The 25,413-nt window shown below is 66.2% G+C and carries 28 protein-coding genes; 11 read left to right on the top strand and 17 right to left on the bottom strand.

Annotated elements, in window-relative coordinates:
• Positions 1-100 precede the first annotated feature (100 nt).
• A complete protein-coding gene (locus ACZ5CM_RS15465) occupies positions 101-1,699 on the bottom strand; it encodes a phosphoenolpyruvate carboxykinase (RefSeq protein WP_464639961.1) in 1,599 nt (532 codons plus the stop codon).
• Positions 1,700-2,041: 342 nt separating this feature from the next.
• Between ACZ5CM_RS15465 and ACZ5CM_RS15470 the strand changes: the two genes are divergently transcribed.
• The 7 genes from ACZ5CM_RS15470 to ACZ5CM_RS15500 all read left to right on the top strand — a co-directional run bounded on the left by ACZ5CM_RS15470 (position 2,042) and on the right by ACZ5CM_RS15500 (position 7,465).
• A complete protein-coding gene (locus tag ACZ5CM_RS15470) occupies positions 2,042-2,743 on the top strand; it encodes a response regulator (RefSeq protein ID WP_464639963.1) in 702 nt (233 codons plus the stop codon).
• Positions 2,744-2,789: 46 nt separating this feature from the next.
• Positions 2,790-4,493: an ATP-binding protein gene (locus ACZ5CM_RS15475; protein WP_464639965.1), complete on the top strand. Its 1,704-nt coding sequence runs from the start codon at positions 2,790-2,792 to the stop codon at positions 4,491-4,493.
• Positions 4,494-4,500: 7 nt separating this feature from the next.
• The gene (locus tag ACZ5CM_RS15480; RefSeq protein WP_464639967.1) at positions 4,501-4,938 is read left to right on the top strand and encodes an HPr kinase/phosphorylase; all 438 of its coding nucleotides are present in this window, start codon (positions 4,501-4,503) and stop codon (positions 4,936-4,938) included.
• Positions 4,935-5,834, top strand: coding sequence for an RNase adapter RapZ (gene rapZ, locus ACZ5CM_RS15485; protein WP_464639969.1), 900 nt, complete (start codon positions 4,935-4,937; stop codon positions 5,832-5,834). The genes ACZ5CM_RS15480 and rapZ overlap by 4 nt, the downstream gene beginning before the upstream one ends.
• Entirely contained in the window at positions 5,831-6,241 is a 411-nt protein-coding gene (locus tag ACZ5CM_RS15490; RefSeq protein ID WP_464639971.1) for a PTS sugar transporter subunit IIA, read from the top strand. The genes rapZ and ACZ5CM_RS15490 overlap by 4 nt, the downstream gene beginning before the upstream one ends.
• Positions 6,242-6,258: 17 nt before the next feature.
• Complete coding sequence (locus ACZ5CM_RS15495; protein WP_464639973.1) at positions 6,259-6,528, top strand: HPr family phosphocarrier protein; 270 nt, start codon at positions 6,259-6,261, stop codon at positions 6,526-6,528.
• Positions 6,529-6,598: 70 nt separating this feature from the next.
• On the top strand, positions 6,599-7,465 hold the full coding sequence (locus tag ACZ5CM_RS15500) for a lysophospholipid acyltransferase family protein (RefSeq protein ID WP_464639975.1): 867 nt from the start codon (positions 6,599-6,601) through the stop codon (positions 7,463-7,465).
• Between the two features lie 36 nt (positions 7,466-7,501).
• Here the strand turns inward: ACZ5CM_RS15500 and ACZ5CM_RS15505 are convergent, their stop codons facing one another.
• The 3 genes from ACZ5CM_RS15505 to ACZ5CM_RS15515 form a co-directional block, all read right to left on the bottom strand.
• Positions 7,502-8,872 (bottom strand): glutamate--cysteine ligase, encoded by a 1,371-nt coding sequence (locus tag ACZ5CM_RS15505; protein WP_464639977.1) that lies wholly within the window; start codon positions 8,870-8,872, stop codon positions 7,502-7,504.
• Positions 8,873-8,938: 66 nt separating this feature from the next.
• Complete coding sequence (locus tag ACZ5CM_RS15510; RefSeq protein ID WP_464639979.1) at positions 8,939-9,466, bottom strand: hypothetical protein; 528 nt, start codon at positions 9,464-9,466, stop codon at positions 8,939-8,941.
• Positions 9,463-10,218: a 16S rRNA (uracil(1498)-N(3))-methyltransferase gene (locus tag ACZ5CM_RS15515; protein ID WP_464639981.1), complete on the bottom strand. Its 756-nt coding sequence runs from the start codon at positions 10,216-10,218 to the stop codon at positions 9,463-9,465. Before ACZ5CM_RS15515 ends, ACZ5CM_RS15510 begins: the two co-directional genes overlap by 4 nt.
• A 12-nt stretch (positions 10,219-10,230) precedes the next feature.
• Between ACZ5CM_RS15515 and ubiA the strand changes: the two genes are divergently transcribed.
• The 3 genes from ubiA to ACZ5CM_RS15530 all read left to right on the top strand — a co-directional run bounded on the left by ubiA (position 10,231) and on the right by ACZ5CM_RS15530 (position 13,621).
• Positions 10,231-11,193: a 4-hydroxybenzoate octaprenyltransferase gene (gene ubiA, locus ACZ5CM_RS15520; protein ID WP_464639983.1), complete on the top strand. Its 963-nt coding sequence runs from the start codon at positions 10,231-10,233 to the stop codon at positions 11,191-11,193.
• A 62-nt stretch (positions 11,194-11,255) separates the two neighbouring features.
• Positions 11,256-13,304, top strand: a complete 2,049-nt coding sequence (locus ACZ5CM_RS15525) for an OmpA family protein (protein WP_464639984.1) — start codon at positions 11,256-11,258, stop codon at positions 13,302-13,304.
• Positions 13,301-13,621, top strand: coding sequence for a hypothetical protein (locus tag ACZ5CM_RS15530; RefSeq protein ID WP_464639986.1), 321 nt, complete (start codon positions 13,301-13,303; stop codon positions 13,619-13,621). Before ACZ5CM_RS15525 ends, ACZ5CM_RS15530 begins: the two co-directional genes overlap by 4 nt.
• A gap of 12 nt (positions 13,622-13,633) precedes the next feature.
• Here the strand turns inward: ACZ5CM_RS15530 and ACZ5CM_RS15535 are convergent, their stop codons facing one another.
• From ACZ5CM_RS15535 to ACZ5CM_RS15595, 13 genes are all read right to left on the bottom strand, one after another.
• Positions 13,634-14,074, bottom strand: a complete 441-nt coding sequence (locus tag ACZ5CM_RS15535; RefSeq protein WP_464639987.1) for a molybdenum cofactor biosynthesis protein MoaE — start codon at positions 14,072-14,074, stop codon at positions 13,634-13,636.
• Positions 14,075-14,079: 5 nt separating this feature from the next.
• Positions 14,080-14,328, bottom strand: a complete 249-nt coding sequence (gene moaD / locus ACZ5CM_RS15540) for a molybdopterin converting factor subunit 1 (RefSeq protein WP_464639989.1) — start codon at positions 14,326-14,328, stop codon at positions 14,080-14,082.
• The gene (pgsA, locus tag ACZ5CM_RS15545) at positions 14,328-14,993 is read right to left on the bottom strand and encodes a CDP-diacylglycerol--glycerol-3-phosphate 3-phosphatidyltransferase (RefSeq protein WP_464639991.1); all 666 of its coding nucleotides are present in this window, start codon (positions 14,991-14,993) and stop codon (positions 14,328-14,330) included. Before pgsA ends, moaD begins: the two co-directional genes overlap by 1 nt.
• A gap of 120 nt (positions 14,994-15,113) precedes the next feature.
• A complete protein-coding gene (gene uvrC / locus ACZ5CM_RS15550) occupies positions 15,114-16,991 on the bottom strand; it encodes an excinuclease ABC subunit UvrC (protein ID WP_464639992.1) in 1,878 nt (625 codons plus the stop codon).
• 291 nt (positions 16,992-17,282) lie between these two features.
• The gene (locus ACZ5CM_RS15555; RefSeq protein WP_464639994.1) at positions 17,283-18,062 is read right to left on the bottom strand and encodes an SDR family oxidoreductase; all 780 of its coding nucleotides are present in this window, start codon (positions 18,060-18,062) and stop codon (positions 17,283-17,285) included.
• 49 nt (positions 18,063-18,111) lie between these two features.
• A complete protein-coding gene (locus ACZ5CM_RS15560) occupies positions 18,112-19,059 on the bottom strand; it encodes a calcium/sodium antiporter (protein ID WP_464639996.1) in 948 nt (315 codons plus the stop codon).
• Positions 19,056-19,226, bottom strand: coding sequence for a hypothetical protein (locus ACZ5CM_RS15565; protein ID WP_464639998.1), 171 nt, complete (start codon positions 19,224-19,226; stop codon positions 19,056-19,058). Before ACZ5CM_RS15565 ends, ACZ5CM_RS15560 begins: the two co-directional genes overlap by 4 nt.
• 1 nt (position 19,227) lies before the next feature.
• Complete coding sequence (locus ACZ5CM_RS15570) at positions 19,228-20,025, bottom strand: S49 family peptidase (RefSeq protein ID WP_464640000.1); 798 nt, start codon at positions 20,023-20,025, stop codon at positions 19,228-19,230.
• 119 nt (positions 20,026-20,144) lie between these two features.
• Positions 20,145-20,906 carry an ABC transporter permease gene (locus ACZ5CM_RS15575; protein WP_464640001.1) on the bottom strand — a complete coding sequence of 254 codons (762 nt, stop codon included), beginning with the start codon at positions 20,904-20,906 and terminating at the stop codon, positions 20,145-20,147.
• Positions 20,903-21,832: an ABC transporter ATP-binding protein gene (locus ACZ5CM_RS15580; protein ID WP_464640003.1), complete on the bottom strand. Its 930-nt coding sequence runs from the start codon at positions 21,830-21,832 to the stop codon at positions 20,903-20,905. The genes ACZ5CM_RS15575 and ACZ5CM_RS15580 overlap by 4 nt, the downstream gene beginning before the upstream one ends.
• Positions 21,833-21,917: 85 nt before the next feature.
• Positions 21,918-22,457 (bottom strand): CoxG family protein, encoded by a 540-nt coding sequence (locus ACZ5CM_RS15585; RefSeq protein ID WP_464640005.1) that lies wholly within the window; start codon positions 22,455-22,457, stop codon positions 21,918-21,920.
• A 150-nt stretch (positions 22,458-22,607) separates the two neighbouring features.
• Positions 22,608-23,162, bottom strand: coding sequence for an ActR/PrrA/RegA family redox response regulator transcription factor (locus ACZ5CM_RS15590; protein WP_464640007.1), 555 nt, complete (start codon positions 23,160-23,162; stop codon positions 22,608-22,610).
• 135 nt (positions 23,163-23,297) lie between these two features.
• Positions 23,298-23,921: an SCO family protein gene (locus tag ACZ5CM_RS15595; protein WP_464640009.1), complete on the bottom strand. Its 624-nt coding sequence runs from the start codon at positions 23,919-23,921 to the stop codon at positions 23,298-23,300.
• An 88-nt stretch (positions 23,922-24,009) separates the two neighbouring features.
• On the opposite strand from ACZ5CM_RS15595, the gene regB reads away from it, so the two are divergent.
• Positions 24,010-25,407, top strand: a complete 1,398-nt coding sequence (gene regB, locus ACZ5CM_RS15600) for a sensor histidine kinase RegB (RefSeq protein WP_464640010.1) — start codon at positions 24,010-24,012, stop codon at positions 25,405-25,407.
• Positions 25,408-25,413: the final 6 nt, after the last annotated feature.

Here is a 25,413-nt window from a genome sequence, read left to right on the forward strand (position 1 = left end):
CGGGGGCTTTGACGGGCGTGCGTCATCGTTGCCGGCGCGGACGCAAAGCGCCCCGGACGGGGCCGGGGCGCTGCGGGAATGAAGCGGACCGGGAGCGCCGTCAGCCGATGGCGATCGCCTTCACGTCCTCATCGATATGGGGCAGGTACTGTTCGAAGTTTTCCGCGAACATCTGCACCAGTTTCTTGGCCTGCGCATCATAGGCGGCCGGGTCGGCCCAGGTGCGGCGCGGGTCCAGCAGGGTATCGTCCACGCCGGGCACCGAAACCGGCACCTCGAAGCCGAAATTGGGGTCCTTGCGGAACGCCACATCCGCCAGCGACCCGTCGAGCGCCGCGCTCAGCAGCGCCCGGGTGGCCTTGATCGGCATCCGCCGGCCGGTGCCGTAGGCGCCGCCGGTCCAGCCGGTGTTGACCAGCCAGCAGGTGGCGCCGTGCTGGGCGATCTTTTCGCGCAGGAGGTTGCCGTACACCTCGGGGCGGCGGGGCATGAAGGGAGCGCCGAAGCAGGTCGAGAAAGTGGGTTCGGGCTCGGTCACGCCGCGCTCGGTTCCGGCCACCTTCGAGGTGAAGCCCGAAAGGAAGTGATACATCGCCTGCGCCGGGGTCAGCCGGGCGATCGGCGGCAGCACGCCGAAGGCGTCGCAGGTCAGCATGACCACGTTCTTGGGATGCCCGCCCAGGCCCGAGGGAGAGGCATTCGAGATGTAGTGCAGCGGATAGGCGACGCGGGTGTTCGCCGTCAGGCTGTCATCGTCGAAGTTGAGGTCAAGCGTCTCGGGATCGAAGGTCATGTTCTCGACCACCGAGCCGAATTTCGAGGTGGTGGCGTAGATCTCGGGCTCGGCCTCGGCCGAAAGGTTGATGGTCTTGGCGTAGCAGCCGCCTTCGAAGTTGAAGATGCCCCGATCGGACCAGCCATGTTCGTCATCGCCGATCAGCGTGCGCCCCGGATCGGCCGAAAGCGTGGTCTTGCCGGTGCCGGAAAGGCCGAAGAACACGGCGGCATCCACCGGGTTGCCGATGGCGTGGTTGGCCGAGCAGTGCATCGGCATCACGCCTTTCTCGGGCAGCAGGTAGTTGAGCAGCGTGAAGATGCCCTTCTTGTTCTCTCCGGCATATTCGGTATTGGCCACGAGGATCAGCCTGCGGTCGAAGTTGAGCGCAATCACCGTGTCGGTCCGGCAGCCATGGCGCTCGGGGTCGGCCTTGAAGCCGGGGCAGTTGATGAGGGTAAAGTCGGCGACGAAATCGTCCAGCGCCTCGCGCGCGGGGCGGCGCAGCATGGTGCGGTTGAACAGGGCGTGCCAGGCCAGTTCGGTCACCATGCGCACATTGACGGCAAGTGTCGGATCGGCCCCGCCGACCAGATCCTCGACGAACACGTCCCGGCCCTTGAGGTATTCGAGCATGTCGGCATGGAGCCGGTCGAAGGCGTCGGCCGCCATCTCGCCGTTGTTTTCCCACCAGATGGTGTTGGCGGTGCTGTCGGTTTTCACCACGAACTTGTCCTTGGGCGAACGGCCGGTGAACTTGCCAGTCGTGACCATGAGGCATCCGCCCTTGCCCAGTTTGCCTTCTCCCCGCCGGATCGCATGTTCGATCAGCGCCGGTTCGATCAGGTTGTAATAGACGTTGCCGAGCCCCTCGATGCCCTGGTCTTCGAGGCGGAAGTTCGGGTTCACCCGTCCGGTGGTCATGCGCTTTCTCTCCTGTGAGCGGCGTCGCGCGTCGCGTTTGCATTCCATCGCGCCAATAGGCGATCTCCGGGATCGTGCCGGAGTGGGGCGGTCTTAACATGCTGAAAAAAGGTATGAACAGGGCGCTTTGGCACAGTTAGCGCCACCACAGCGAAGTTTAGCGCAACCACGCGCGACACGCCATGGGGGAGCGTGGCGAAATTCAGACATTGTCAGGAAATTTCTGCCCTCATGAGGGCGATCGGCCTGCTGATTCGCACTTAAGGATTGATTCGGAACGCCAAAACGGCGAAGAATGGCGGAAAAAACGGGCAGACATGAGCAGTATAGGGGCGCTTTCAGATGTCGAAGATTGCATTGGTTGACGACGACAGGAACATCTTGACGTCGGTTTCGATGACGCTCGAGGCCGAGGGTTTCGAGGTCGAGACCTACAATGACGGTCAGGCCGCGCTGGACGCTTTCAACAAGAAGCTGCCGGACATGGCCGTTCTGGACATCAAGATGCCGCGCATGGACGGGATGGATCTGCTGCAGCGGCTGCGCCAGAAAACCCAGATGCCAGTGATCTTCCTGACCTCGAAGGATGACGAGATCGACGAGGTGCTCGGCCTGCGCATGGGGGCGGACGACTATGTGAAAAAGCCTTTTTCCCAGCGTCTTCTGGTCGAGCGGATCCGTGCCCTGCTGCGCCGGCAGGAGGCTCTGGTCGGCGATGCCGCCGGCACCGGTCCCGAGGCCAAGGTGATGGAACGTGGCCATCTGCGCATGGACCCGCTGCGTCACCAGGTGACGTGGAAGGGCAAGGACGTATCCCTGACTGTCACGGAATTCCTGCTGTTGCAGGCGCTCGCCCAGCGTCCGGGCTTCGTGAAAAGCCGCGACCAGTTGATGGACGTGGCCTATGACGATCAGGTGTATGTGGACGACCGGACGATCGACAGCCATATCAAGCGGCTGCGCAAGAAACTGCGCGCGGTCGATCCCGATTTCTCGGCCATCGAAACGCTGTACGGGATCGGTTATCGTTACAACGAAGAATAGATAGACGGAGCGACCGGCCCGAAAGGGGCCCGAGGTGAGGAAAACGGTGCGGGATACGGGCATCACACATGGCCAGGCCAATGGCGACGTGGTTCTGGGCGACGACTGGGTCGTCCCGGACTATGCCGGTGGTCCCGAGCTGCAGGCGCGTCGCGCCCGCCGCGGCTTTCTCTCGTTGCGCGGGTCGCCGCTGGCGCGCAAGATCATCACCTTCAACCTGGTCGGGCTGGCCATTCTGGTCGCGGGGATCCTTTATCTCAACAATTCGCGCGATCGCATGGTGCAGCAATATGCCGTCACCCTGGTCAGCGAAGCGCGGCTGATTGCCGATGTGTTCGCAGCCCGCGCGGCCGTCGACGGCCCTGCGGCCACTGACGCCGGGGATGGCGACGTGGCGCGGACGCTGGACAACCTGCATCTTCGCAAGGGGGTTGAGGTCTTCGTCTTCGACCCCGAAGGCAGGCTGATCGCCCGGGCAGAGGGGGCCGACGATGTCGGGGCCCTCGTTGCTGGGGGCGCGCCGGATCAGCCGCGAACGGTCATCACCAATGCGCTGGAGGCCGTGTGGAACACGGTGTCCGGCCTGCTGTCTTCGGGCAAGGCCGAAGCGCCGCCGCCGCTTGAACAGAGGATGCAGGCGCTCGCGCAGAAGGCGCTCGGCGGAACCCGGATCGAAACCGGGGTCATGACCGAGGGCGGTTCGGTCTTTTCGGCTGCGACTCCCGTTCTGCAGAACGGCCGTCCGGTGGGCGTGGTGACCGTGGCCAGCCCCTCGGGCGAAATCGATGCCGCCGCCCGGGTCGAGCGGGAGCGTATTCTCCAGATGTTCATCGTGGCCCTTCTGGTGTCGGTCGGGCTCAGCCTCGTTCTTGCCTCGACGATTGCCAACCCGCTTGCCGATCTGGCCGAAGCGGCCGAGCTGGGGCGCGACCGCAACGCGCGCCGGATGACACCGGGCCGGATCCGCATCCCCGACCTGTCCGCCCGCCCGGACGAGATCGGCCGCCTCAGCCGGGCGCTGCGCGGCATGGTCTCGGCGCTGTACAACCGCATCGACGGGAACGAACAGTTCGCGGCGGACGTGGCGCATGAGATCAAGAACCCCCTTGCCAGCCTGCAATCGGCGGTCGGCACGCTGCGGATGGTGAAGCGCGATGACCAGCGCGAAAAGCTGCTGGACGTGATCGAGCACGACGTCCGCCGGCTCGACCGGCTGGTCAGTGACATTTCCAATGCCTCGCGGCTTGATGCGGAACTGGTCAAGGAAGAGGAGGAAACCTTCGACCTGCTGGAAATGCTGCGCAACCTCAACCAGTATCTGGGCGAGGATGCGCGCAACAAGGGGATCGATTTCATCACCGATCTTCCGCCCGATCCGATCATGATCGACGGGCTCGAGGCGCGGCTGGCGCAGGTTTTCGTCAATCTCATCACCAACGCGATTTCCTTCTGCGAGGAAGGCGATGCCATCCGGGTCTGGGCGCGCAGGCGGCAGAACCGGGTTCTCGTGGTGGTCGAGGATACCGGGCCCGGCATCCCGGAAGAGGCCCTGTCGAAGATCTTCAAGCGTTTCTATTCCCAGCGCCCGCCCGAGCATTTCGGCAACAATTCCGGCCTGGGCCTGGCTATTTCCAAGCAGATCGTCGAGGCCCATGGCGGCGTGATCTGGGCCGAGAACATCCGCCCGACCGAAGCCGATGTGACGTCCGAACCGCTGGGCGCGCGTTTCGTCGTCGGCCTGCCGCTCTGACGGGGCGGTGGTCGGTTCCGGCGACGAGATCGTCCTGCACGCGTCCTGTGTTGCGCTTTCCGGCAGGGGTCTGATCATCTCGGGGGCATCCGGCAGCGGCAAGTCGGCGCTGGCCTTGTCGCTCATGGCATACGGGGCGCAGCTGGTTTCCGATGACCGGGTTCGCATCCGCCGCCGCGGGGCGTCGCTTGTCGCCGAGGCGCCCGCGCAGATCCGCGGTCTGATCGAGGCGCGCGGGCTGGGCATCCTTCGGGCCGACCCGGCCGGTTCCGCCACCGTCGCGGCGCTGGTCGATCTCGACCGGGTGGCAAGGCACCGCCTGCCAGAGCCGGAAACGGCCGAACTGCTGGGGCTGCGCGTGCCGCTGATCTGCAGGATCGAATCTGCGCATTTCGCGCCGGCGCTGTTACAATATCTCAAGGGCGGCTTGTGGCAGGACCGATGACGAATCGCGAGAAAACCGGGGAAGGCGCACGGGTCGTTCTGGTCACCGGCCCCTCGGGCGCCGGCAGATCGACGGCGATCCATGTTCTGGAAGATCTCGGCCATGAGGCCATCGACAACCTGCCGCTGCGCCTGCTTCCGCGCCTTCTGGAGGGACCGCCGCCCAGGCGGCCGGTGGCGCTGGGCGTGGACACCCGGAACCGCGACTTTACCACCGAGGCGTTGCTTGACCTCATCCGCGACCTTTCCGCGCGCCCCGATATCGCCCTGTCGGTGCTCTACCTCGACTGCCAGCCCGAGGTTCTGATCCGGCGGTTTTCCGAAACCCGCCGGCGGCATCCGCTGGCACCGTGGGAAAGCCCCGGCATCGGCATCGAGCGTGAGCTGGATCTTCTTGCCCCGATCCGGGACCGGGCCGATATCCTGATCGACACCAGCGGGCTGAACGTCCACCAGTTGCGGCGGGAAATCGAACGCTGGTTCGCGCCCGAAGGCGGCCGCAACCTGGCCCTGTCGGTGCAGTCGTTTTCCTACAAGCGGGGCCTGCCGCGCGGGGTGGACATGGTGTTCGACTGCCGCTTCCTGTCCAATCCCTACTGGGTGCCGGAACTGCGCGGCCTCGACGGGCGCGACCGGGCGGTTGCCGCGCACGTCGCCGCCGACCCGCGGCACGCTGCTTTTCTCGACCATGTGCTGGGCCTTCTGCGGTTGCTCCTGCCGGCATTTCTGGAAGAGGGGAAATCCCACCTGACCATCGCCTTTGGCTGCACCGGCGGTCAGCATCGCTCGGTGGCGCTGGCCGAGGCGGTCGCGAAGGCCCTTGCAGAGGATGGCCAGCAGGTGTCAATTAGGCACCGCGAGCTGAAGGGCCGCAAACGGGATGAGAGGCCGGATTGATCGGAATCGTGATCGTTGCGCATGGGGGGCTGGCCAGAGAGTATCTGGCAGCCATCGAACATGTCATGGGCAAGCAGCCCGGCGTGGTGGCGATCTCGATCGAAGCCGATCACGACCGCGACGCCAAACGCCGCGAAATATCCGAGGCTGCCGACCGCGTCGATACCGGCGATGGTGTCGTGGTGGTGACCGATCTTTTCGGAGGCTCGCCGTCCAACCTGAGCCTTGAGGCGTGTCAGCGGCCGAATCGGCGGATATTGTACGGAGCCAACCTTCCCATGCTCATCAAGCTGGCCAAGAGCAGGCATCTGCCGGTCGGAGAGGCGGTGCGCGACGCCATGGAGGCGGGGCGGAAATATATCAATGCACGCAACCTCAGCGCCGGTCGGGCGTCGGGGGCGGACTGACGGTCAATGGAACGCTGATGGCGCAACGAAGCTTGAAGATCATCAATGAAAAGGGCCTGCACGCGCGGGCATCGGCCAGGCTGGTCGAAGTCGTGGAAGGCTTTGACGCCACGGCCGAGCTTTCACGCGACGGCTTGTCGGCGTCGGGCGACAGTATTATGGGTCTTCTGATGTTGGCTGCCTCGAAGGGAACCACGGTCGAGCTCGAGACGACGGGGCCGGATGCGGATGCGCTGGCGGATGCGCTCGAGGCCCTGGTAGCGGACAAGTTCGGCGAGGAGTTCTGATCGCCGCGAAGCACCGGCGACAGGAACGGGAAATGCGACATTGAAAACCGCGCAGGACCGGAGTTCAGGCATGGAGGGCGGCGATACGTACCGACAGACTGTCGAGGTCTACGATCGCCGCACCCTGACCTATGCCAATTCCTTCGACGATCCCTGGACCGCCTTCGCGATCAAGGCGATCGAGTGGTGCACGGGCAAGATCTCGATCCTGCGCATGGTCAACCGGTTCGAGAAGAAGAACGCCCTTTATCGCGGGCAGAAGTTCTGGCGCGGGGCGCTGGACACCATGGGGATAGATCTTCTGACCCCGCCCGAACAGATTGCCAACATCCCCAAGGAGGGGCCGGTGGTGGTGGTCGCCAACCACCCTCACGGGATGGTGGACGGGATGATCCTGGCCGAACTGATCGGCCGCGTGCGCGAGGATTACCGGATTCTCACCCGCTCGGTCCTGACCGGGCTGGACGAGGCGGCGACCTCGTTCATGATCCCGGTGCCCTTTCCCCACGACCCCGACGCCCAGCGCAAGATGGTGGAAATGCGCGCCAGGGCCATGCGGCACCTGGCCGATGGCGGCGTGGTGGCGTTATTTCCCTCGGGGGTGGTGATGTCCTCGGACAGCTGGTTCGGCCCGCCGGTCGAGCGCGAATGGAATGTCTTTACCGCCAAGATGATCCGCCGTTCGGGGGCCCGGGTGGTGCCGATCTATTTTCCGGGGCGCAATTCGCGCGCCTATCAGATCGCCTGCCAGATCTCGCCGGTTCTGCGCCAGGGGCTGCTGCTGCACGAAATCGTGCGGTCCTGCAACCGCCCGCAGGCGCCGGTGATCGGCCCGCCGCTGACCGAGGAACAGATGAAGCCGCTGGAGAGCGACCCGCGCGGTTTCATGGCTTGGCTGCGCGAGCACACCCTGTCGCTGGGCGACAAGGCGTCCTGAGTCGCCCTGCCCGGCCGGGGCCGGGCCGCCCTCGGGTCAGTAGCTGAATTCCTCGTAGATCCGGGACAGATCCCCGCCCCATTCGCCGTGATATTTCTCCAGCAGCTCGTCGGCGGGGCTCATGCCGGTTTCCACGCTGTCCTCCAGCGCGTGCAGGAAGTGCCGCTCATCGGCCACCATGCCGCCCAGCCCCGGCCGCGCCCGCGCCTTCAATCCGGCGCGGGAGATGTCCAGCACCTTGCCGGCCAGCTCGGTCATGGTCATGCCGCCCACCTTCGCCTGAAGCCCGTGGACCGAGGCCGCCACCCGCCAGGCCTCGCGCGTTTCCGCGTCCCAGCCCTTGACCAGATCCCAGGCCGCATCGAGCGAGGATTGCTCATACAGAAGCCCGGTCCAGAAGGCCGGCAGCGCGCAGATCCGCCGCCACGGGCCGCCATCGGCGCCGCGCATCTCGATGAACTGCTTGATCCGGGCCTCCGGGAAGATGGTGGTCAGGTGGTCGGCCCAGTCCGATAGCGTCGGCATTTCGCCCGGCAGCGCCGGCAGCTCGCCGCGCAGGAAGTCGCGGAAGGACTGGCCCAGCGCATCGATGTATTTCCCGTCGCGGTAGACGAAATACATCGGCACATCCAGGGCATATTCGACCCAGGCCTCGAAGCCGAAGCCGTCCTCGAAGACGAAGGGCAGCATGCCCGTCCGCGCCGGGTCGAGGTCGCGCCAGATGCGCGAGCGCCAGCTCTTGTGCCCATTCGGCCTGCCCTCCCAGAAGGGCGAGTTGGCAAACAGCGCCGTCGCTACCGGCTGCAGCGCCAGCCCTACCCGCAGCTTCTGCACCATGTCGGCCTCGGAGCCGAAGTCGAGATTCACCTGCACCGTGCAGGTGCGATACATCATCGCCTTGCCGAGGCTGCCCACCCTGTCCATGTAGGCGGTCATCAGCTTGTAGCGGCCCTTGGGCATGACCGGCATGTCCTCGTGCCGCCATTCGGGGGCGGCGCCCAGTCCGATGAAGCCCACGCCGATCATGTCGGCGATGTTTTTCACGTCGCGCAGATGTGCGTTCAGCTCGTCGCAGGTCTGGTGGATGGTCTCGAGCGGCGCGCCGGACAGCTCCAGCTGCCCGCCCGGTTCCAGCGAGACATTGGCGCCGTCCTTCTCAAGCCCGATCAGCTTGCCGCCTTCGGTCAGCGGCGACCAGCCATGCAGGTCGCGCAGCCCCTCCAGCACCGCAAGGATCGAGCGTTCCCCCTCATAGGGCAGTGGCTTGTGCGTGTCCTTGCAATAGCCGAACTTTTCGTGCTCGGTGCCGATGCGCCACTGGTCCTTCGGCTTGCAGCCGGCAGCCAGGTATTCGGCCAGCTGTTCCTTGCGTTCGATCGGCCCGCCGCCGGATTGGGGGATGGACATGGGCTGCGCGCTCCGCTTCCTGAGGCTTCGTCTGGCGGCCAGTGGTGGGGCGAAACCGCGCCACTGTCAATGCAGCCGATGCACAGCCGGGCGGGCGCCGCGGCGTTCCCAGATCACCACCGGGCGGGCGGAGCGGCCGGCAAGCTCGTCCAGCATCCGGCCCGTGCGCAGCCCCGGCAGAAGGGCGAAGGCATCGAACAGCCCCTCGGCCCCTTCGGCATTGACCGGGATGAACAGGGGCGGGGCGCCGGGCTGTTCGAGGATCCAGTGCGGCGGGCGGGCCGTGGGGTCGAGGGTGAGCCGCTCCAGCTCGGCCGTGGCGACGACGCCGCCGGTCAGCGGCCCCAGATAGGCGATGCGGCCCTCATCGACCACCACCACCCCCGGCCCGCCCCCGCCCTGGCGGAAGCGGGCGCGCTGGATGCCCATGACCAGGGTGGCCAGGGCAATGACGATCAGCGCCCAGCCCAGCCAGGCCAGGATCCCGCCGGCGCCGAGGATCCACCACAGCCCCAGCGCCGCCAGGGCGGCGGCAAGGATCACCTCGCGCCAGCGCCGCAGTGCCGCCCTGGCCTCGGGGCGGAAGAAGCTCACCGCCAGTCCCCCAGCGCCAGCTGCCACAGCGTCATCGCCGCCACCGCCGCCGTGTCAGCGCGCAGGATTCGCGGGCCGAGGCTGACCACATGGGCAAAGGGCAGGTCGTTCAGGCGGGTGCGTTCGCGCTCGGAAAAGCCGCCCTCGGGCCCGATCAGGATGGCCCAGGGGCCGGCCGCGCCGTCATCTCCGGCATCGCCGCGCAGGGCGGAAAGCTCCGAAAGGGCCGTGGCGGGGCCGACCCGGGCCTCGTCGCAGAACATCAGACGCCGCTCTTCGGGCCAGTCGTCCAGAACCCGCTCCAGCGGCTTCAGCTCGGCCACCTCGGGCACATATGTGCCGCCGCACTGCTCGGCCGCCTCGATCGCATGGGCCTGGAGCCGGTCGCGCCGGATGCGCTCGGCGTTGGTGAAATCGGTGCGGACCGGCAGGATGCGGGCGGCGCCCATCTCGGCGGCCTTCTCGACGATGAAGTCGGTGCGGGCCTTTTTGATCGGCGCAAACAGCAGCCACAGATCCGGCGGGCGCCGCAGCGGCGCGGTCATCTCGCGCGCCACGAGCGTCCCGCCCCGTTTTCCCGCCTGCGCGACTTCGGCCCGCCATTCGCCGTCGCGGCCGTTGAACAGCAGCACCCCGTCCCCCGGCCCCAGCCGCATGACCCCGAACAGGTAATGCGCCTGATCCCGGTTCAAAGGAACCGATTGCCCCCGACCCAGGGGGTGATCTACATACAGCCTGACCCGAGCATTCATGGACCCCTACATATGCAAGGCAGCGCCCCGACACCAGACGGACAGGTCTCTGACGCGGTCGCCGGCAACTGGGTGGATCGCCTCGCCCCGGCGGCGACGCGCCCCTATCTGCGGCTCAGCCGCGCCGACCGGCCCATCGGCACCTGGCTCTTGCTGATCCCCTGCTGGTGGGGGCTGGCCCTGTCCATCCTGTGGACGCAGAGCGTCGGCTGGTTCGATGCCTGGATCGCGCTGGGCTGCGCGGCGGGTGCGTGGCTGATGCGCGGGGCGGGCTGCACCTGGAACGACATCACCGACCGCGATTTCGACGCAAGGGTCGAACGCACCCGTTCCCGCCCGATCCCGTCGGGGCAGGTCAGTGTGCGCCAGGCAGTTGTCTGGATGGTGCTCCAGGCGCTGGTGGCGCTGGCGATCCTGCTGACCTTCAACCGTGCGGCCATCGCGCTGGGGGTGCTGTCGCTGCTGCCGGTGGCGGTCTATCCCTTTGCCAAGCGCTTCACCTGGTGGCCGCAGGTGTTTCTGGGGCTGGCCTTCAACTGGGGGGCGCTGCTGGCCTGGACGGCCCATGCCGGCACGCTGAACTGGCCGGCGGTGCTGCTGTATCTGGCCGGGATTTCCTGGACGCTGTTCTATGACACGATCTATGCCCACCAGGACAGCGAGGACGACGCCCTGATCGGGATCAAGTCCACCGCGCGGCTGTTCGGAACCGACACCGCCCGCTGGCTGAAGTATTTTCTGGTGATCACGGTCAGCCTGATGGGGCTGGCGGTCATCGCCGCGGTTCAGCCGAACGGCTCGGTTCTGGCGCTGGCGGTGGCGCTGGCCGGCCCCTGGGCGATGGGCTGGCACATGGCCTGGCAGCTTCGCGGGTTGGATATCGACGACAATGCGAAGCTTCTGCAACTGTTCCGCGCCAACCGCGACACCGGCCTGATTCCGCTCATCTTCTTCGTGGCGGCGATGTTGGCGTGATTGATCCCCCCGCACCGGCCTAGTATGACCGGACCAACTCACGCTCACTCGCGAAACGATCCATGCGCATCTCCTCCCTGCTCGTCGTCGGACTGGTCTTTGCCGCGGCTGCTGCGCTGTCGCTGATCGCGGCCGGCTTCGCGGTCGGCGCGATCGAGGACAGGACCGAGATTTCCCTGCGTCGGGCCTTCGACGAATCGGGGCTGGAATGGGCCGAGGTCGAGGCCGACGGTCTGCGGGTGATCCTCGCCGGCACCGCCCCCGACGAGGCCACCCGGTTCGAGGCCATTCGGGTCGCCGGCCGCATCGTCGATGCCGCGCGAATCAGCGACGAAACCGATGTCCGCCCGGCCTCGGACCTGGCGCCCCCGGAATTTTCCGCCGAGATCCTGCGAAACGATCACGGCATCTCGGTCATCGGGCTGGTCCCGGCCGATTTCGACCGGCAGGCCATGGCCCGGCGCCTGCGGCAGGCGGCCGGTTCGGCCGAGGTGGTGGATCTTCTCGAGGTTGCCGACTACCCGGTTCCCCCCGGCTGGGACGAGGCCATGGATTTCGCGATCCGGGCGCTGGCCAGGCTGCCCCGGTCGAAGGTCTCCGTCCGCGCCGGAGCGGTGGCCGTCACCGCCATCGCCGACAGCCGCAGCCAGCGCGATGCGCTCGACCGGGGGCTGCGCGCGCAGGTGCCGGGGGGGGTGAGGCTGGCGCTCGACATCGCCGCGCCGCGCCCGGTGATCACGCCGTTCACGCTGCGCTTCATCATCGACGACGGGGGGGCGCGGTTCGATGCCTGCTCGGCCGACAGCGAAGAGGCGCGCGCACGCATCCTCTCGGCCGCCCGCGCCGCCGGGCTGGAGGAGGCGGCGCAATGCACCATAGGCATGGGTGTGCCCACCCCCAGCTGGGCCCGCGCGGTCGAGGCGGGGATTGCCGCGCTGGCCGAGCTGGGCCGGGGCGCGATCACCTATGCCGATACCGACATCACGCTGGTGGCCGCCGAGGGCGCTGACAGCGCGCTTTTCGACCGGGTCGTGGGCGAACTGGAGGCGCAGCTGCCCAAGGCGTTTGCGCTGCACCCGGTGTTGCCGAAGCCGGTCGAGAAGGCCGATGCGGACAGCATCGAGTTCATCGCCACGCTCAGCCCCGAGGGCCTGGTGCAGATGCGCGGCAAGATGGGGGACGCGCGCAGCCGCCGGATGGCGGCCAGCTATGCCAAGGCGCTGTTCGGCTCGGAAAACACTCACATGGCGGCCCGCCTGGCCGAGGGCCTGCCGGCGAACTGGTCGGTGCGGGTGCTGGCCGGTCTTGACGCCCTGTCGCAGCTTTCGCGCGGTTTCGTGTCGGTGACGCCCGACAATGTGGTGCTGCGCGGGGAAAGCGATCACGAAGGTGTCCGCGCGGAAATCTCGCGGATTCTTGCCGACAAGCTGGGGGCCGAAGCCGCCTTCGAGCTGTCGATCACCTACCGGCCGCCGCCGCCCGAGCCCGAGATCAAGGCGCCCGATCCCGAAATCTGTCTGCAGAAACTGGTCGAGATCCAGAAGGAAAAGAAGATTTCCTTCGAGCCGGGCTCGGCCAACATCGCGGCCGAATCGCTGGACGTGATGGATCAGATCGCCGCGGTTCTCAACGATTGCGGGGAAATCCGGCTTGAGATTCAGGGCCATACGGACAGCCAGGGGCGGGCCGAGATGAATCTCAGGCTCAGCCAGCTGCGCGCGCAGACGGTTCTGGACGAATTGCGGGCAAGGCGGGTTCTGACCTCAAGCTACCGGGCGGTGGGCTATGGCGAAACCCGCCCCATTGCCGACAACGAAACCGAAGAGGGGCGCGAGGCGAACCGCCGGATCGAGTTTCACCTGATCCGCCCCGATAAGGCCCGGGACGGCGAGGGGGGCGATGACGGGGCGGCCGGGCCGTCACCCGCAAGCGACGGTGCCGAGGCCACGGCAGAGCCGCAGGTGGATCAGGCGAAAGGCGCGACCGGGGACGGCGCCGGCACGCAGGCACCGCCAATTCCCAGGGTCAGGCCGCGCCCGCGCCCGACAACGGGCGAGAGCCACCCGCCATCGCCGAACAAACCGTCATCCACTCCGGAGGCCAGCGAATGAACCGGACCGAGTTCATCATCACCACCGCAGTCATCCTGTTCGTTGCCTTCGCGCTGGGATGGTTCGCCAACTGGCTGGTGCATCGTTTCACCCGTGTCCGGCAAAGCGACGTGGCCGATCTGGAGCGCATGAGCCAGGAGCTGCACGAAGCGGAAGAAGCGCGCGATCAGGCCATCACCTACCTGCAGCAGCGCGAGGCCGAACTGACCAACCAGCTGGTCCAGACCGAGGCCGAACTGCGCGCGGCGATGGACGGGCTGCGCGATGCCCGGCAGGAGGCCGAGGAACTGCGCGCGCGGCTTGAAGGCCGGGCCTGACCGGGTGGCGCGCTACCACCGGTTCAGCGCTGCTTCGTCCTCTTCCCGGGCCTTCACCCAGTCGGCACCACGCGCGGTGATCTCCTTTTTCCAGAAGGGCGCGCGCGACTTGAGATAGTCCATTAGGAATTCGGCCGCCTCGAAGGCTTCCTTGCGATGCCGGGCGGCGGTGGCGACCATCATGATCCGTTCGCCCGGAGTCAGCCGCCCGTGGCGGTGAATCACCAGCACATCGCCCAGCCCCCAGCGCGCCATGGCCGTTTCGGCAATGTCCCGGATCGCCCTTTCGGTCATGCCGGGGTAGTGTTCGATTTCCATCGCGGTCAGGGCGCCGTCGAGGTCGCGCACGATCCCCGTGAAGGTGACGACCGCGCCCATACCGGCGCAGTTGCGGGCGAAGGCTTCGGATTCGGCGCCAAGGTCGAAGGGGGCTTCCTGCACGGCGATGCGCATGGGGGTCAGCCTCCGGTCATCGGGGGAAAGAAGGCGACCTCGCGCACGCCGGCCAGCGGGGCGTTGAAATCCCGCAATTCCTGGTCCAGCGCGACCCGCAGCGCCGACGGGTCGGCGAAGGCCGCGGCATAGCGTTCTTCGCGGGCCTTCAGTTCCTCGACCAGTTCGGCCACGGTGGTGGCCTGCGTCTCGACCTGCTCGCGCGGGATACCGATGCGTTCGCGGACCCATGCGAAATAGAGAACGTCCAGCATCACAGTGGTTCCTTCAGATGGGGCAGGGCCTTTCGGAAATAGTCGAAGCCGGTGACGACCGTCAACGCAGCCGCCAGCCACAGCAGCCACAGGCCCAGCCGGCCGGACCAGATCATGCCGGCATAATAGCCGCGCAGGCCCTGAAGGTCTTCGGCCCTGCCCTTGAGGATGTCGTTGACCATCGTCTGGTCCATTTTCCAGGCGGCCTGCAGCAGGTAGTGTTCGAAGATGCCCTGGGAGAACAGGATCGCGATGGCGACCATCTGCAGCGTTGTCTTCCACTTGGCGAGTCTGGTCACCTTCAGCGTGCCGGCGGTATCGCCGAGAAATTCGCGCAGGCCCGACACGAACACCTCGCGGAACAGAATGAAGGTGGCGGGCAGCACCAGCCAGGGCGACATGGAAGAATAGCCCACGATCACCATCAGGGCGATGATGACCATGGCCTTGTCGGCAATCGGGTCGAGCATGGCGCCGAGTCTGGTTTCCTGGCTCCAGGCGCGGGCGAGGTAGCCGTCGATCCAGTCCGTTGCTGCAGCGCCCAGGAACAGGATCAGCGCGAACCAGTCTGCATAGGGGCGCGTGAAGTAGAGGAACATCACCGCGACACCGGGGGCGGCGACAAGGCGCAGAACGGTCAGGAGATTGGGCAGGTTCCACTTCATGCGTGGACCCTACAATGACCGGTCGGGACAGAAAAGCGGGCGTCGGCAGAATCTGCCCTGGCGGGCAGATGCCTCCGGCGGGAGTATTTTGGGCAAGAGGAAGGGGTGGTCGCCGGCCGCTCAGCCGCGGTCGTGAAAGAAGGCGTGGATGGTTTCGGCAAGGGCGTCGGAAATGCCGTCCACCGCCTTGAGATCGGCCACCGCGGCGCGGCTGACGGCCTTGGCCGAACCGAAATGGGCCAGAAGCGCGCGTTTTCGCGCAGCACCGATGCCCGGTATTTCGTCCAGCGGCGTTGCTCCCACGGCGCGGGCGCGTTTCGCCCGGTGGGTTCCGATGGCAAAGCGGTGGGCCTCGTCCCGCAGGCGCTGGATGAAGTAGAGCACCGGGTCATTGTGCCGCAGGGCAAAGGGCGGCCGGCCGGGGCGGTGGAACTCTTCCTTGCCGGCATTGCGGTCGATGCCCTTGGCAACGCCGATGACGGGGATGTCGGACAGACCGAAGCCTTCCATGATCCCGGCCACCGCCGAGACCTGCCCGGCACCGCCGTCGATCAGCAGCAGGTCGGGCCACTGGTCGCTGCGGCGGTCCGGGTCTTGCTTGAGCAGCCGGGCGAAGCGGCGGGTCAGCACCTCTTTCATCATGCCGAAATCGTCCCCCGGCACGAGATCATCGCCCCTGATGTTGAATTTGCGGTAGCTGCTCTTGCGGAAGCCTTCGGGCCCCGCGACGATCATCGCGCCGACGGCGTTGGTGCCCTGGATGTGCGAGTTGTCGTAGACCTCGATCCTTTTCGGCGGTGTGCCCAGGTCGAACGCCTCGGCCAGGCCCCGCAGCAGCCTTGCCTGCGTGGCGTGTTCGGCCATGCGGCGGGCCAGGGATTCGCGCGCGTTGCGCAGCGCGCCGGCGACGAGCTCGGCCTTTTCGCCACGCCGGGGCACGATCAGCGTCACCTTGCGCCCGGCCTTGCCTGTCAGGGCCTCGGCCATCAGGTCGGCGTTCTCGATCGCGTCGGACAGGATGATCTGTCGGGGTGGTTCCTTGTTGTCGTAGAACTGGCCGAGGAAGCCCTCCATCACCTCGGCCGGCGACATGTCGTCCGAGATGCGCGGGTAGAAGTCCTGGTTGCCCCAGTTCTGGTGCGCGCGGATGAAGAAGACCTGGACGCAGGCCTGCCCGCCCTCCATGTGCAGGGCGATCACGTCGGCCTCGTCCACGGTGCGGGGGTTGATGGATTGCGACCCCTGCACCTCGGTCAGCGCGCGGATCCGGTCGCGCAGGGCGGCGGCGCGTTCGAATTCGAGCGCGGCGGAGGCCTCCTGCATCTGCCGGGCCAGTTCTTCCTGAATTCCGGTTGATCGCCCGCTGAGGAAGCGTTCGGCATCGCGCACGCTGCGGGCATAGTCCTGTTCCGAGATCAGGCCCACGCATGGCGCCGAGCAGCGCCTGATCTGGTAGAGCAGGCAGGGCCGCGTGCGCCCTTCGAAGGTGGAATCGGGGCAGTTGCGCAGCAGAAACACCTTCTGCAGCTGGTTCAGGGTGCGGTTGACCGCCGCGGCGCTGGCGAAGGGGCCGAAATAGGCCCCCTTGTCGCGTCGCGCGCCGCGATGCTTGCGGATCTGGGGAAAGGGGTGATCCTTGGCAATCAGGATGTTGGGAAAGCTCTTGTCGTCGCGCAGCAGCACGTTGTAGCGCGGCTTGAGCTGCTTGATGAGGTTCTGCTCCAGCAGTAGCGCCTCGGTTTCCGTGTTCGTGGTCAGAAACATCATCGAGGCGGTGGCCGCGATCATCCGCTGGATCCGGGGCGAATGGCCGGTGGGGCGGGCATAGCTCGAGACGCGGGCGCGCAGGTTGCGGGCCTTGCCGACATAGAGAACCCGCGCCTGCGCATCAAGCATCCGGTACACGCCGGGCGAGTTGTCCAGCGTGGCAAGATAGGCCTGGATGCAGGCATGCCCCGTGACCGGCGCCGGGGGGGCGTCATGTTTACCCGTGGTCATGGTCGGGACATATGATTCTCTGGCATCGGCTGCAATCTCGCGGCGTCGGGATCAAGAGAAAACAAATCCACGACTCTTGTGGATAAGTACGGAGATAACTTCTGGTGAACGTGGAATTTTCCTTGAAACACGCCAATTTCGCCGGCTTGCACAAAAATTGGGCGCTTATCCAAGGCATTGAAATTACAACATATTTTTTTCCGCGTTCGCAAGTTTATGAAATTAAAGGGAATTTCCGGCCGGCGTCGGGAACGTGCCGGCACCGGTGCAAAACTTGAAGTGGGGGATCACCTATTCGACCCCCACCACATCCGGTGTCTGCCATGCCAGATGCTGCCCGGCATCCACGCAAAGCAGCTGACCTGTGACCGCGGGAGCATCAAGGAAATAGCCCAAGGCCCCGGTGATGTCGGACGGGTTCACCCCCCGCCTCGAGATCGTGTTCGCCCGCTGGGCCGCGAAATGTGCCTCGCTTTGCCGGTGCCCCCGCAGGGTGGGGCCCGGTCCGATGGCATTGACCCGGATCGCCGGGGCAAGCGCCTGCGCCGCCGTGCGCGTCAGAGTCCACAGGCCGGCCTTGGCGATGGTGTAGGACATGAATTCCGGGGTCAGCTTGCGCACCCGCTGGTCGATCATGTTGACGATCAGCCCGGTGGCGCGCGGCTCTCCCGCCGGGTCGGTTTCCGGTGTCAGCCCCTGGGCCGCCATCGCCTGGGTCAGGACGAAGGGGGCGCGCAGGTTGCTTTCGACATGCCGGTCCCAGGATTCGCGCGTGGCGGTGGTGATCGAGTCGTGCTCGAAGATCGAGGCGTTGTTGACGAGACAGGTGACCGGGCCGCCCAGGGCATCCGTCGCAGCGGGCAGCAACCGGGTGGTCTGTGATTCGTCCAGAAGATCGGCCTGCAACACCGCTGCCTGCCGGCCAAGCGCGCGGATGCGCCGGGCGGTTTCCTCGGCTCCCTCGCGCGAGGTGGCGAAATGCACGGCCACGTCAAAGCCGCGGCGGGCAAGGTAAAGCGCCATTTCCCGTCCCAGTCGCGCCCCGGCGCCGGTGACGAGGGCTCGGTTCATAGGTTCCATCGGACCTTTCGGCATTGTCCTTTCTCACCGGATTGATACGTCAAAACAGCACCGTCGCAACATAGCCGACGTAAAGCGCCGAAAATGCCGCCCCCCACAGGCGCGAGATGTCCCGGCACTGGAACACGAAGGGGATCAGCAGCAGCGAGGCGCCCAGCATCACCCACAGGTCGAAGGCGAGAAAGCCGGGATCGACGGGGATCGGTCCGAACATCGTGGCAATGCCGACGATGGCGAGCAGGTTGAACATGTTGGAGCCGATCACGTTGCCCAGCGCCACGTCGGTCTGCCGGCGCAGGGCGGCCATGACCGAGGTGGCCAGCTCGGGCAGCGAGGTGCCGACGGCGACCAGGGTCAGGCCGATGGCGGTCTCGGTCACGCCATAGGTGCGGGCGATGACCGAGGCATAGGTGACCAGCAGGTGTGCCCCCAGGGGCAGGCCGATCATTCCCAGCACCAGGTAGATGCTGATCTGCCACCAGGGCATGTCGGGATCGGCCTCTTCGATTTCCGAGACATCGACAACCGCGCAGGCGGCGCGATGGGCCATGGCATCGCGGAACATGTCCCACAGCACCAGCGCCAGCACCGACAGCAGGATGACCCCGGTCACGGCGGTGAAGGTGCCCAACGAGGCCAGCGCGATGAACAGGACCGAGGCCGCCAGCATCTGCAGATATGTCTTGCGGCTGTTGCACTGGCTGGTGCGGATGATGGACAGGACCGCCGGGATGCCCAGAACCAGCAGGATGTTGGCGGTATTCGATCCGACCACATTGCCCAGCGCGATGCCCGGCGCGCCCTCCTGCACCGCCTTGATGGCCACCAGAAGCTCGGGCGCCGAGGTGCCGAAGGCAACCACCGTCAGGCTCACGATCAGCGCCGGCACGCCCAGCCGCAGGCTGAGGTTGACCGCACCCCGCACCAGCGAATCCCCCGCCAGCAGCAGGATGGCAAGGCCCAGCCCGCACAGCAGCCACGCCATCATTTGCGCCCCTCCCGGCCGCAATCGCAGGGGCCCTTGCCGATCCGGAACCGGCCGCATTTTGGGCATCTGGCCGAGGAAAGCCTGCGGCTGCCGGGAAACCGCAGCCTGCCGAACATGGCCAGCACCGCCATGCCGATCAGGAAGAGGGTCACGATCTTGACGATCACGTCACAGACCAAAGCGCGCGAAGGCCGCGCGCTCCTCGATGCCGGCCACGACGTTGCCGGCAAGTTCGGTTCCGAGGCGGCTCCAGAACGGGCGCCGCAGGGCATAGCGGCGGAACTGGACCTTGTCGCCGAAGCGTTCCCGCATCTTCGGCACCAGGTGCCCGATCCCGTCGATCAGCCCCAGCTCGGCCGCCCGGCGGCCCAGCCAGATATCGCCGTTGAACAGGTCCTCGTTCTCGGCCAGCCGGCCCTTGCGATGGGTGGTGACGTGATCGATGAAGTTGCGGTGGATGTCGTTCAGGATGATCTGCAAGCGCTCGACATCCTCCTTTTTCTCGGGCCGGAAAGGGTCCAGCATGGATTTCGACCGGCCCGCGGTGTGGACCCGCCGCTCGATCCCCTGGCGGGCCAGGAAGACATGCGCCCCGAACCCCGACGAGATCACCCCGATGGAGCCCAGGACCGAATTTTCATCTGCCCAGATCTCGTCGGCAATCGCCGCCAACCAGTATCCGCCCGAGGCCGCCACGTCCTCGACAAAGGCATAGACGGGCATGTTCCGCTCGTCCGCCAGCCGGCGAATGCGCCGGGCGATCAGCGACGACTGCACCGGCGACCCGCCGGGAGAATTGATTTCCAGCGCCACCGCCGACGGCCTGCCGCGCCGAAAGGCGCGCTCCAGCACCGGGGCAAGCGCGCTGTCGCTCAGCGAGGAGCGGCCGGCCATGCCGATGGCACCGGCAAGGCGCACCACGGCCACCAGCGGCGGGTTCTTGATGAAGGGCAGGCGCAACTTCATGGGCACGATGTAGATTGCCGCCCTGCGACAAACAAGGCACCGCCGGCAAAGCTGTCGCCGCGACAGGGAAAATCATCCCGCCGCAGGCAAAATTGCAACGCCGGCCCCGACGGCGGCGGTCAGCTGCGGATGCGCCAGCCGGTCCGGAAGATCCACCAGATCACGCTCAGGCAGCCGGCCGTGAACAGGGCGATGGCAAGCAGGCTCCTCCCCACCGGGACGTCGGCCATTCCGAAAAAGGACCAGCGGAACCCCGACACCAGATAGACCACCGGGTTGAACAGGGTGATCTTCTGCCACAGCGGCGGCAGCATCGTGGTGGAATAGAAGGCACCGCCAAGGAATACCAACGGCGTGACCACCAGCAGCGGCACGATCTGCAGCTGTTCGAAATTCCCCGCCCAAATGCCGATGATGAAGCCGAGCAGGGCAAAGCTGAAACAGGTCAGCAGCAGGAAGGCGACCATGGCCGCCGGATGGGCGATGGAGATGTCCACGAAGAACGACGCCGTGCCCAGGATCACCACGCCGATGAACAGCGCCTTCGTCGCCGCCGCCCCCACATAGCCGATGACGATTTCCAGGAAACTCACCGGCGCCGAGAGAAGCTCGTAGATGGTGCCGATGAATTTCGGGAAATAGATCCCGAAGGAGGCGTTGCTCAGCGCCTGCGTCATCACCGACAGCATCACCAGCCCCGGAACGATGAAGGCGCCGTAGGAGATGCCCTCGACCTCTCTGATCCGGCTGCCGATTGCCGCTCCGAAGACGATGAAGTAAAGCGACGTGGACAGGACCGGGGAAAGGAAGCTCTGCATGAGCGTGCGAAAGAACCGGTTCATCTCGAACCGGTATATCGCGGCGATGGCCAGCCAGTTCATGCCTGCTCTCCGTGCACGAGATCCACGAAAATGTCCTCGAGGCTGCTTTGCCGGGTCTGCACGTCGCACAGCACCAGCCCGGCCGCGGCGACATCGTTCAGAAGCGCGGTAATGCCGGTGCGCCGGCCTTGCCTGTCATAGGTGAAGATCAGTCGTCGGCCGTCCTGCGACAGGCGCAGGTGGTGGCGCGCCAGCGCGGGCGGAATTTCGCGGATCGGCTCGGTCAGTTCCACCTCGAGTTGCTTGCGGCCCATGCGCTTCATCAGGCGGGCCTTTTCCTCGACCAGAAGCAGCCTGCCCCGGCTGATGACCCCGACCCGGTCGGCGATGGCCTCGGCCTCTTCGATATAGTGGGTGGTCAGGATGATGGTCACGCCCGAGGCCTTCAGCTCGGCAACGATTTCCCACATGTCCCGGCGCAGTTCCACATCCACCCCGGCGGTGGGTTCGTCGAGAAACAGGATCCGCGGTTCGTGCGCCAGCGCCTTGGCGATCAGGACGCGACGTTTCATGCCGCCCGACAGTTCCTTGATCTGGTCGTCGCGCCTGTCCCACAGCGACAGGCGGCGCAGCACGTCTTCGATCCTTGCGTCGTCGCGCCGCTTGCCGAACAGGCCGCGGGAAAACCGCACCGTGTTGCGGACCTTCTCGAACGGTTCCAGCGCGATGTCCTGCGGCACCAGCCCGATCAGCGCGCGGGCTGCGCGGAATTCGTCCACGATGTCGTGTCCCGCGACGGTGACGGTGCCGGAACTGGCGGTGGTGATCCCGCATATGATCGAGATCAATGTGGTCTTGCCCGCCCCGTTGGGGCCCAGCAGCGCCAGGATCTCGCCCTCTTCGATATCAAGCGAAACCCCCTTGAGCGCCTCGAGGCCGCCCTGATAGGTCTTTCTCAGATCACGAATGGAAAGGATGGCTGGCATGGTCGTTCCCGGTCTCTGGGCGCAACCCTAATCGGCGCCGTCAAGGGGGAACAGGGCAAATTGCGCCGCCCCGCCGCCCCGGCGTTCAGCCCCGCCCCGTGAGCTTGCGCAACCAGCCTTTCCCCTTGCCGCTTTCGCCTGTCTCGTCGTCGGCGCCGACCTCATCGCCTTCGGCCTCCTGCGGACCCTCCAGGACCTCCTGAAGATTGGCGAAGAACTGGTCGGCCATCTTCTTTGCAAAGCCGTCGATGAGACGGCTGCCCATCTGCGCGAGCTTGCCGCCGACCTTGGCCTCGACGTCATAGCTCAGCACGGTTCCGCCATCCCCTGCCGGCTCCAGCGTCACCCGTGCGCCGCCCTTGGCAAAGCCCGCCGCGCCGCCCTTGCCCTCGCCGGTGATGACGAGGCTTTCGTTCTCGACCATCTCGGACATGGTGACACGACCCTTGAAGGTGGCCTTCACCGGCCCGACCTTCTGGACCACGGTGGCGGTGTAACCCTCCTGCGGGTTGCCGGTGACCTCTTTCGCGCCGGGAACGCAGGCCTTCAGAACTTCCGCGTCGAGAAGCGCGGCATAGACCGTTGCCGGGTCCGCGGCGATCTCGCGCTTGTCACTCATCTTCATGGGCAGCCTCCTCAAATTGGTCGCGCCGGCCGAACACGACCACATTTCCGTGTGCCGGTATATGGGACCATTTGGCAATCCCGAAATGGCCGTCTGGCGGGGCCGGGTGCGGGGGAAACCGGGGAATGCCGTGCCGCCGCCCGGGCGGGCCTAGCGCGGGCTGCGCTTGGCAAGAATTCTCTGCAATGTCCGGCGGTGCATGTTCAGCCGCCGCGCGGTTTCGCTGACATTGCGGTCGCACAGCTCATAGACTCTCTGGATGTGCTCCCAGCGCACGCGGTCGGCGCTCATCGGGTTTTCGGGCGGAGGCGGCAACTCGTCTTCCTTCGCCAGAAGGGCATTGGTGATGTCCGTCGCATCGGCCGGTTTCGACAGGTAGTCGGTGGCCCCGATCTTGACCGCCGCCACGGCGGTAGCGATGGCGCCGTAACCGGTCAGCACCACCACCCGGCAATCGGGCCGCTTGTCGCGCAGCACCTCGACCACGTCCAGCCCGTTGCCGTCCTCGAGCCGCAGATCGACCACGGCGAAGGCCGGCGGGCGGGCGGTGGCAATCGATTTCCCCGCCGTCACCGAACTGGCGGTTTCCACCTCGAAGCCGCGTTTCTCCATCGCCTTGGCCAGACGGCGCAGGAACGGCTCGTCGTCGTCGACCAGCAACAGGGACTTGTCGGGTCCGATCTCGGGCAGGGCTTGGTCGGCCATGCGCACTCCTTCGCGGCTGTTCCGTCGGCTCGGCCGCGAGTATTACCAGCCCCCCGGCAAAGGTCAAATGGCACGTGCCCGGGCGACCCGGCCGTGACCTTCAGGCCGGATGCCGCCTGCCCGGACCGGAAGGGGTCACATCCGGTCCATGAAGCAGGCCACCCGGCGGGCCATCTCTTCGGGCGTGTCGTCGCGCTTGAAGAAGTCCAGCAGCCCGTATCGGGGCGACATGAAATAGGTGAAGGTGGAGTGATCCACGAAATAGAACCCGTCCTCGTCCGGGGGATTGGCCTTGTAATAGGTCTTGTAGGCGCGGCTTGCCGCCTTCACCTGCTCGGGCGAGCCGGTCAGGCCGATGGCGCGGGGGTGGATCGCTTCGGCGAAATCCCCCACCACCTCGGGCGTGTCCCGCGCCGGATCGACCGAGATGAAGATCGGCGTGACGATCTTGCCCTGCGCTTCGAGGATGTCCACGGCCTCGGCATTGCGGGCCATGTCGAAGGGGCAGACGTCGGGGCAGAAGGTATAGCCGAAATAGACCAGCGACGGGCCGGTGATGACATCCTTGTCGGTCACGGTTTCGCCGCGCGCGTTCACCAGCTCGAAGGGCCCGCCGATCTCGGCCTTGCCGCCGGCAATCTGGCCCGAGCGGCACTGGGCGAAGCGGTCCGCGTCCGCCTGCGGCCCGAGAGCGACCCACAGGGCTGCAGCAAGGGCTCCGACAACGGCGATGGCGGCAATGACGATCCTGCGGTTCATGTTCGGCCTCCGGCCCGGTGACGAGTTGATCCTTTGCCCGCAGACACCTATCAACATCTCAGGCGGTTGCAACGGGACGCAATATCACATGCCCGAAACCAATATCGGACTCTGGCGCGGACAGGAGCGCAGCAGCTGGATCAGGCTGCGCACGCTGATCTGGCTGCGCTGGGTCGCGATCGTCGGGCAGGTCGCGGCGATCACCATCGCCCAGCGGGTCTATCACCTGCAGTTGGAGCTATGGCTGTGCTATCTGGCCATCGGGATCTCCGTGGCGGCGAATGTCGGAGCGATCCTGTTCTTTCCCGAGAACAAGCGCCTGTCCGAATTCGAAGGCTTCGTGACCATCCTTTTCGATCTGCTTCAGCTGGGCTTCCTGCTGTATCTCACGGGGGGGCTCAACAACCCGTTCGCGCTGCTGCTGCTGGGGCCGGTGGTGATTTCGGCCAACATGATGGGGCTGCGTTCGACCCTGCTGATCGGAGGCACGGCGATCGTTCTGGTGTCGATCCTCGCCAACTGGCATCTGCCGCTGAAGACCGAGCTGGGCTATGTGCTGCGCGTGCCGGAGATATTCCTGTTCGGCAACTGGATCGCCACGGTCATCGCCATCATCTTTCTCGGGGGGTATTCGCTGCGGATCAGCTCCGAGATGCGCTCCATGTCCGATGCCCTTTCGGCAACCCAGCTGGCGCTGTCACGCGAACAGAAGCTGACCGATCTTGGCGGGGTGGTGGCAGCAGCAGCGCATGAGCTGGGCACGCCGCTGGCGACGATCAAGCTGACCAGCTCGGAACTGATCGAAGAGCTCGACGACCGGCCCGACCTGCGCGAGGACGTGGAACTGATCCGCGATCAGGCCGACCGGTGCCGCGACATCCTGCGCAACATGGGGCGGGCGGGAAAGGAGGATCTGCACCTGCGCCAGGCGCCGCTGTCGACCGTGGTGCACGAAGCCGCGGAACCGCACATGAACCGGGGCAAGACGATTCATTTCACCGAAGGGCCGGAGGAGGGCGGCGGCGTGCAGCAACCGTCCATCCTGCGTATGCCCGAGATCATCCACGGGCTGCGCAACCTGATCCAGAATGCGGTGGACTTCTCGCGTGCCAATGTCTGGGTCGAATCCACGTGGAGCGACGACCGGATAACGGTGCGTATCCTCGATGACGGGCGGGGTTACCCGTCGCATCTGATCGGGCGGATCGGCGACCCGTTCGTGCGCCGCAGGCGCGCCGAAAGCGACCGCAGGCAGCGCCCGGAATACGAAGGCATGGGGCTGGGCCTGTTCATCGCCAAGACCTTGCTGGAACGATCCGGGGCGCGGCTCACATTCGCCAATGCCCGCGACCCGTCGCACCGGGTCGCCGCGCGCCCCGAACAGCGCGGCGCCGTGGTCGAGGTAGTCTGGCCACGGGCGAAGATTGACGCCAAGACCGGCGACAATGTGGTGCCGATGGGACGCAACCGGCCGATCGAGATCTGAACGCCG

The organism is Piezobacter thermophilus (genome assembly GCF_055386745.1).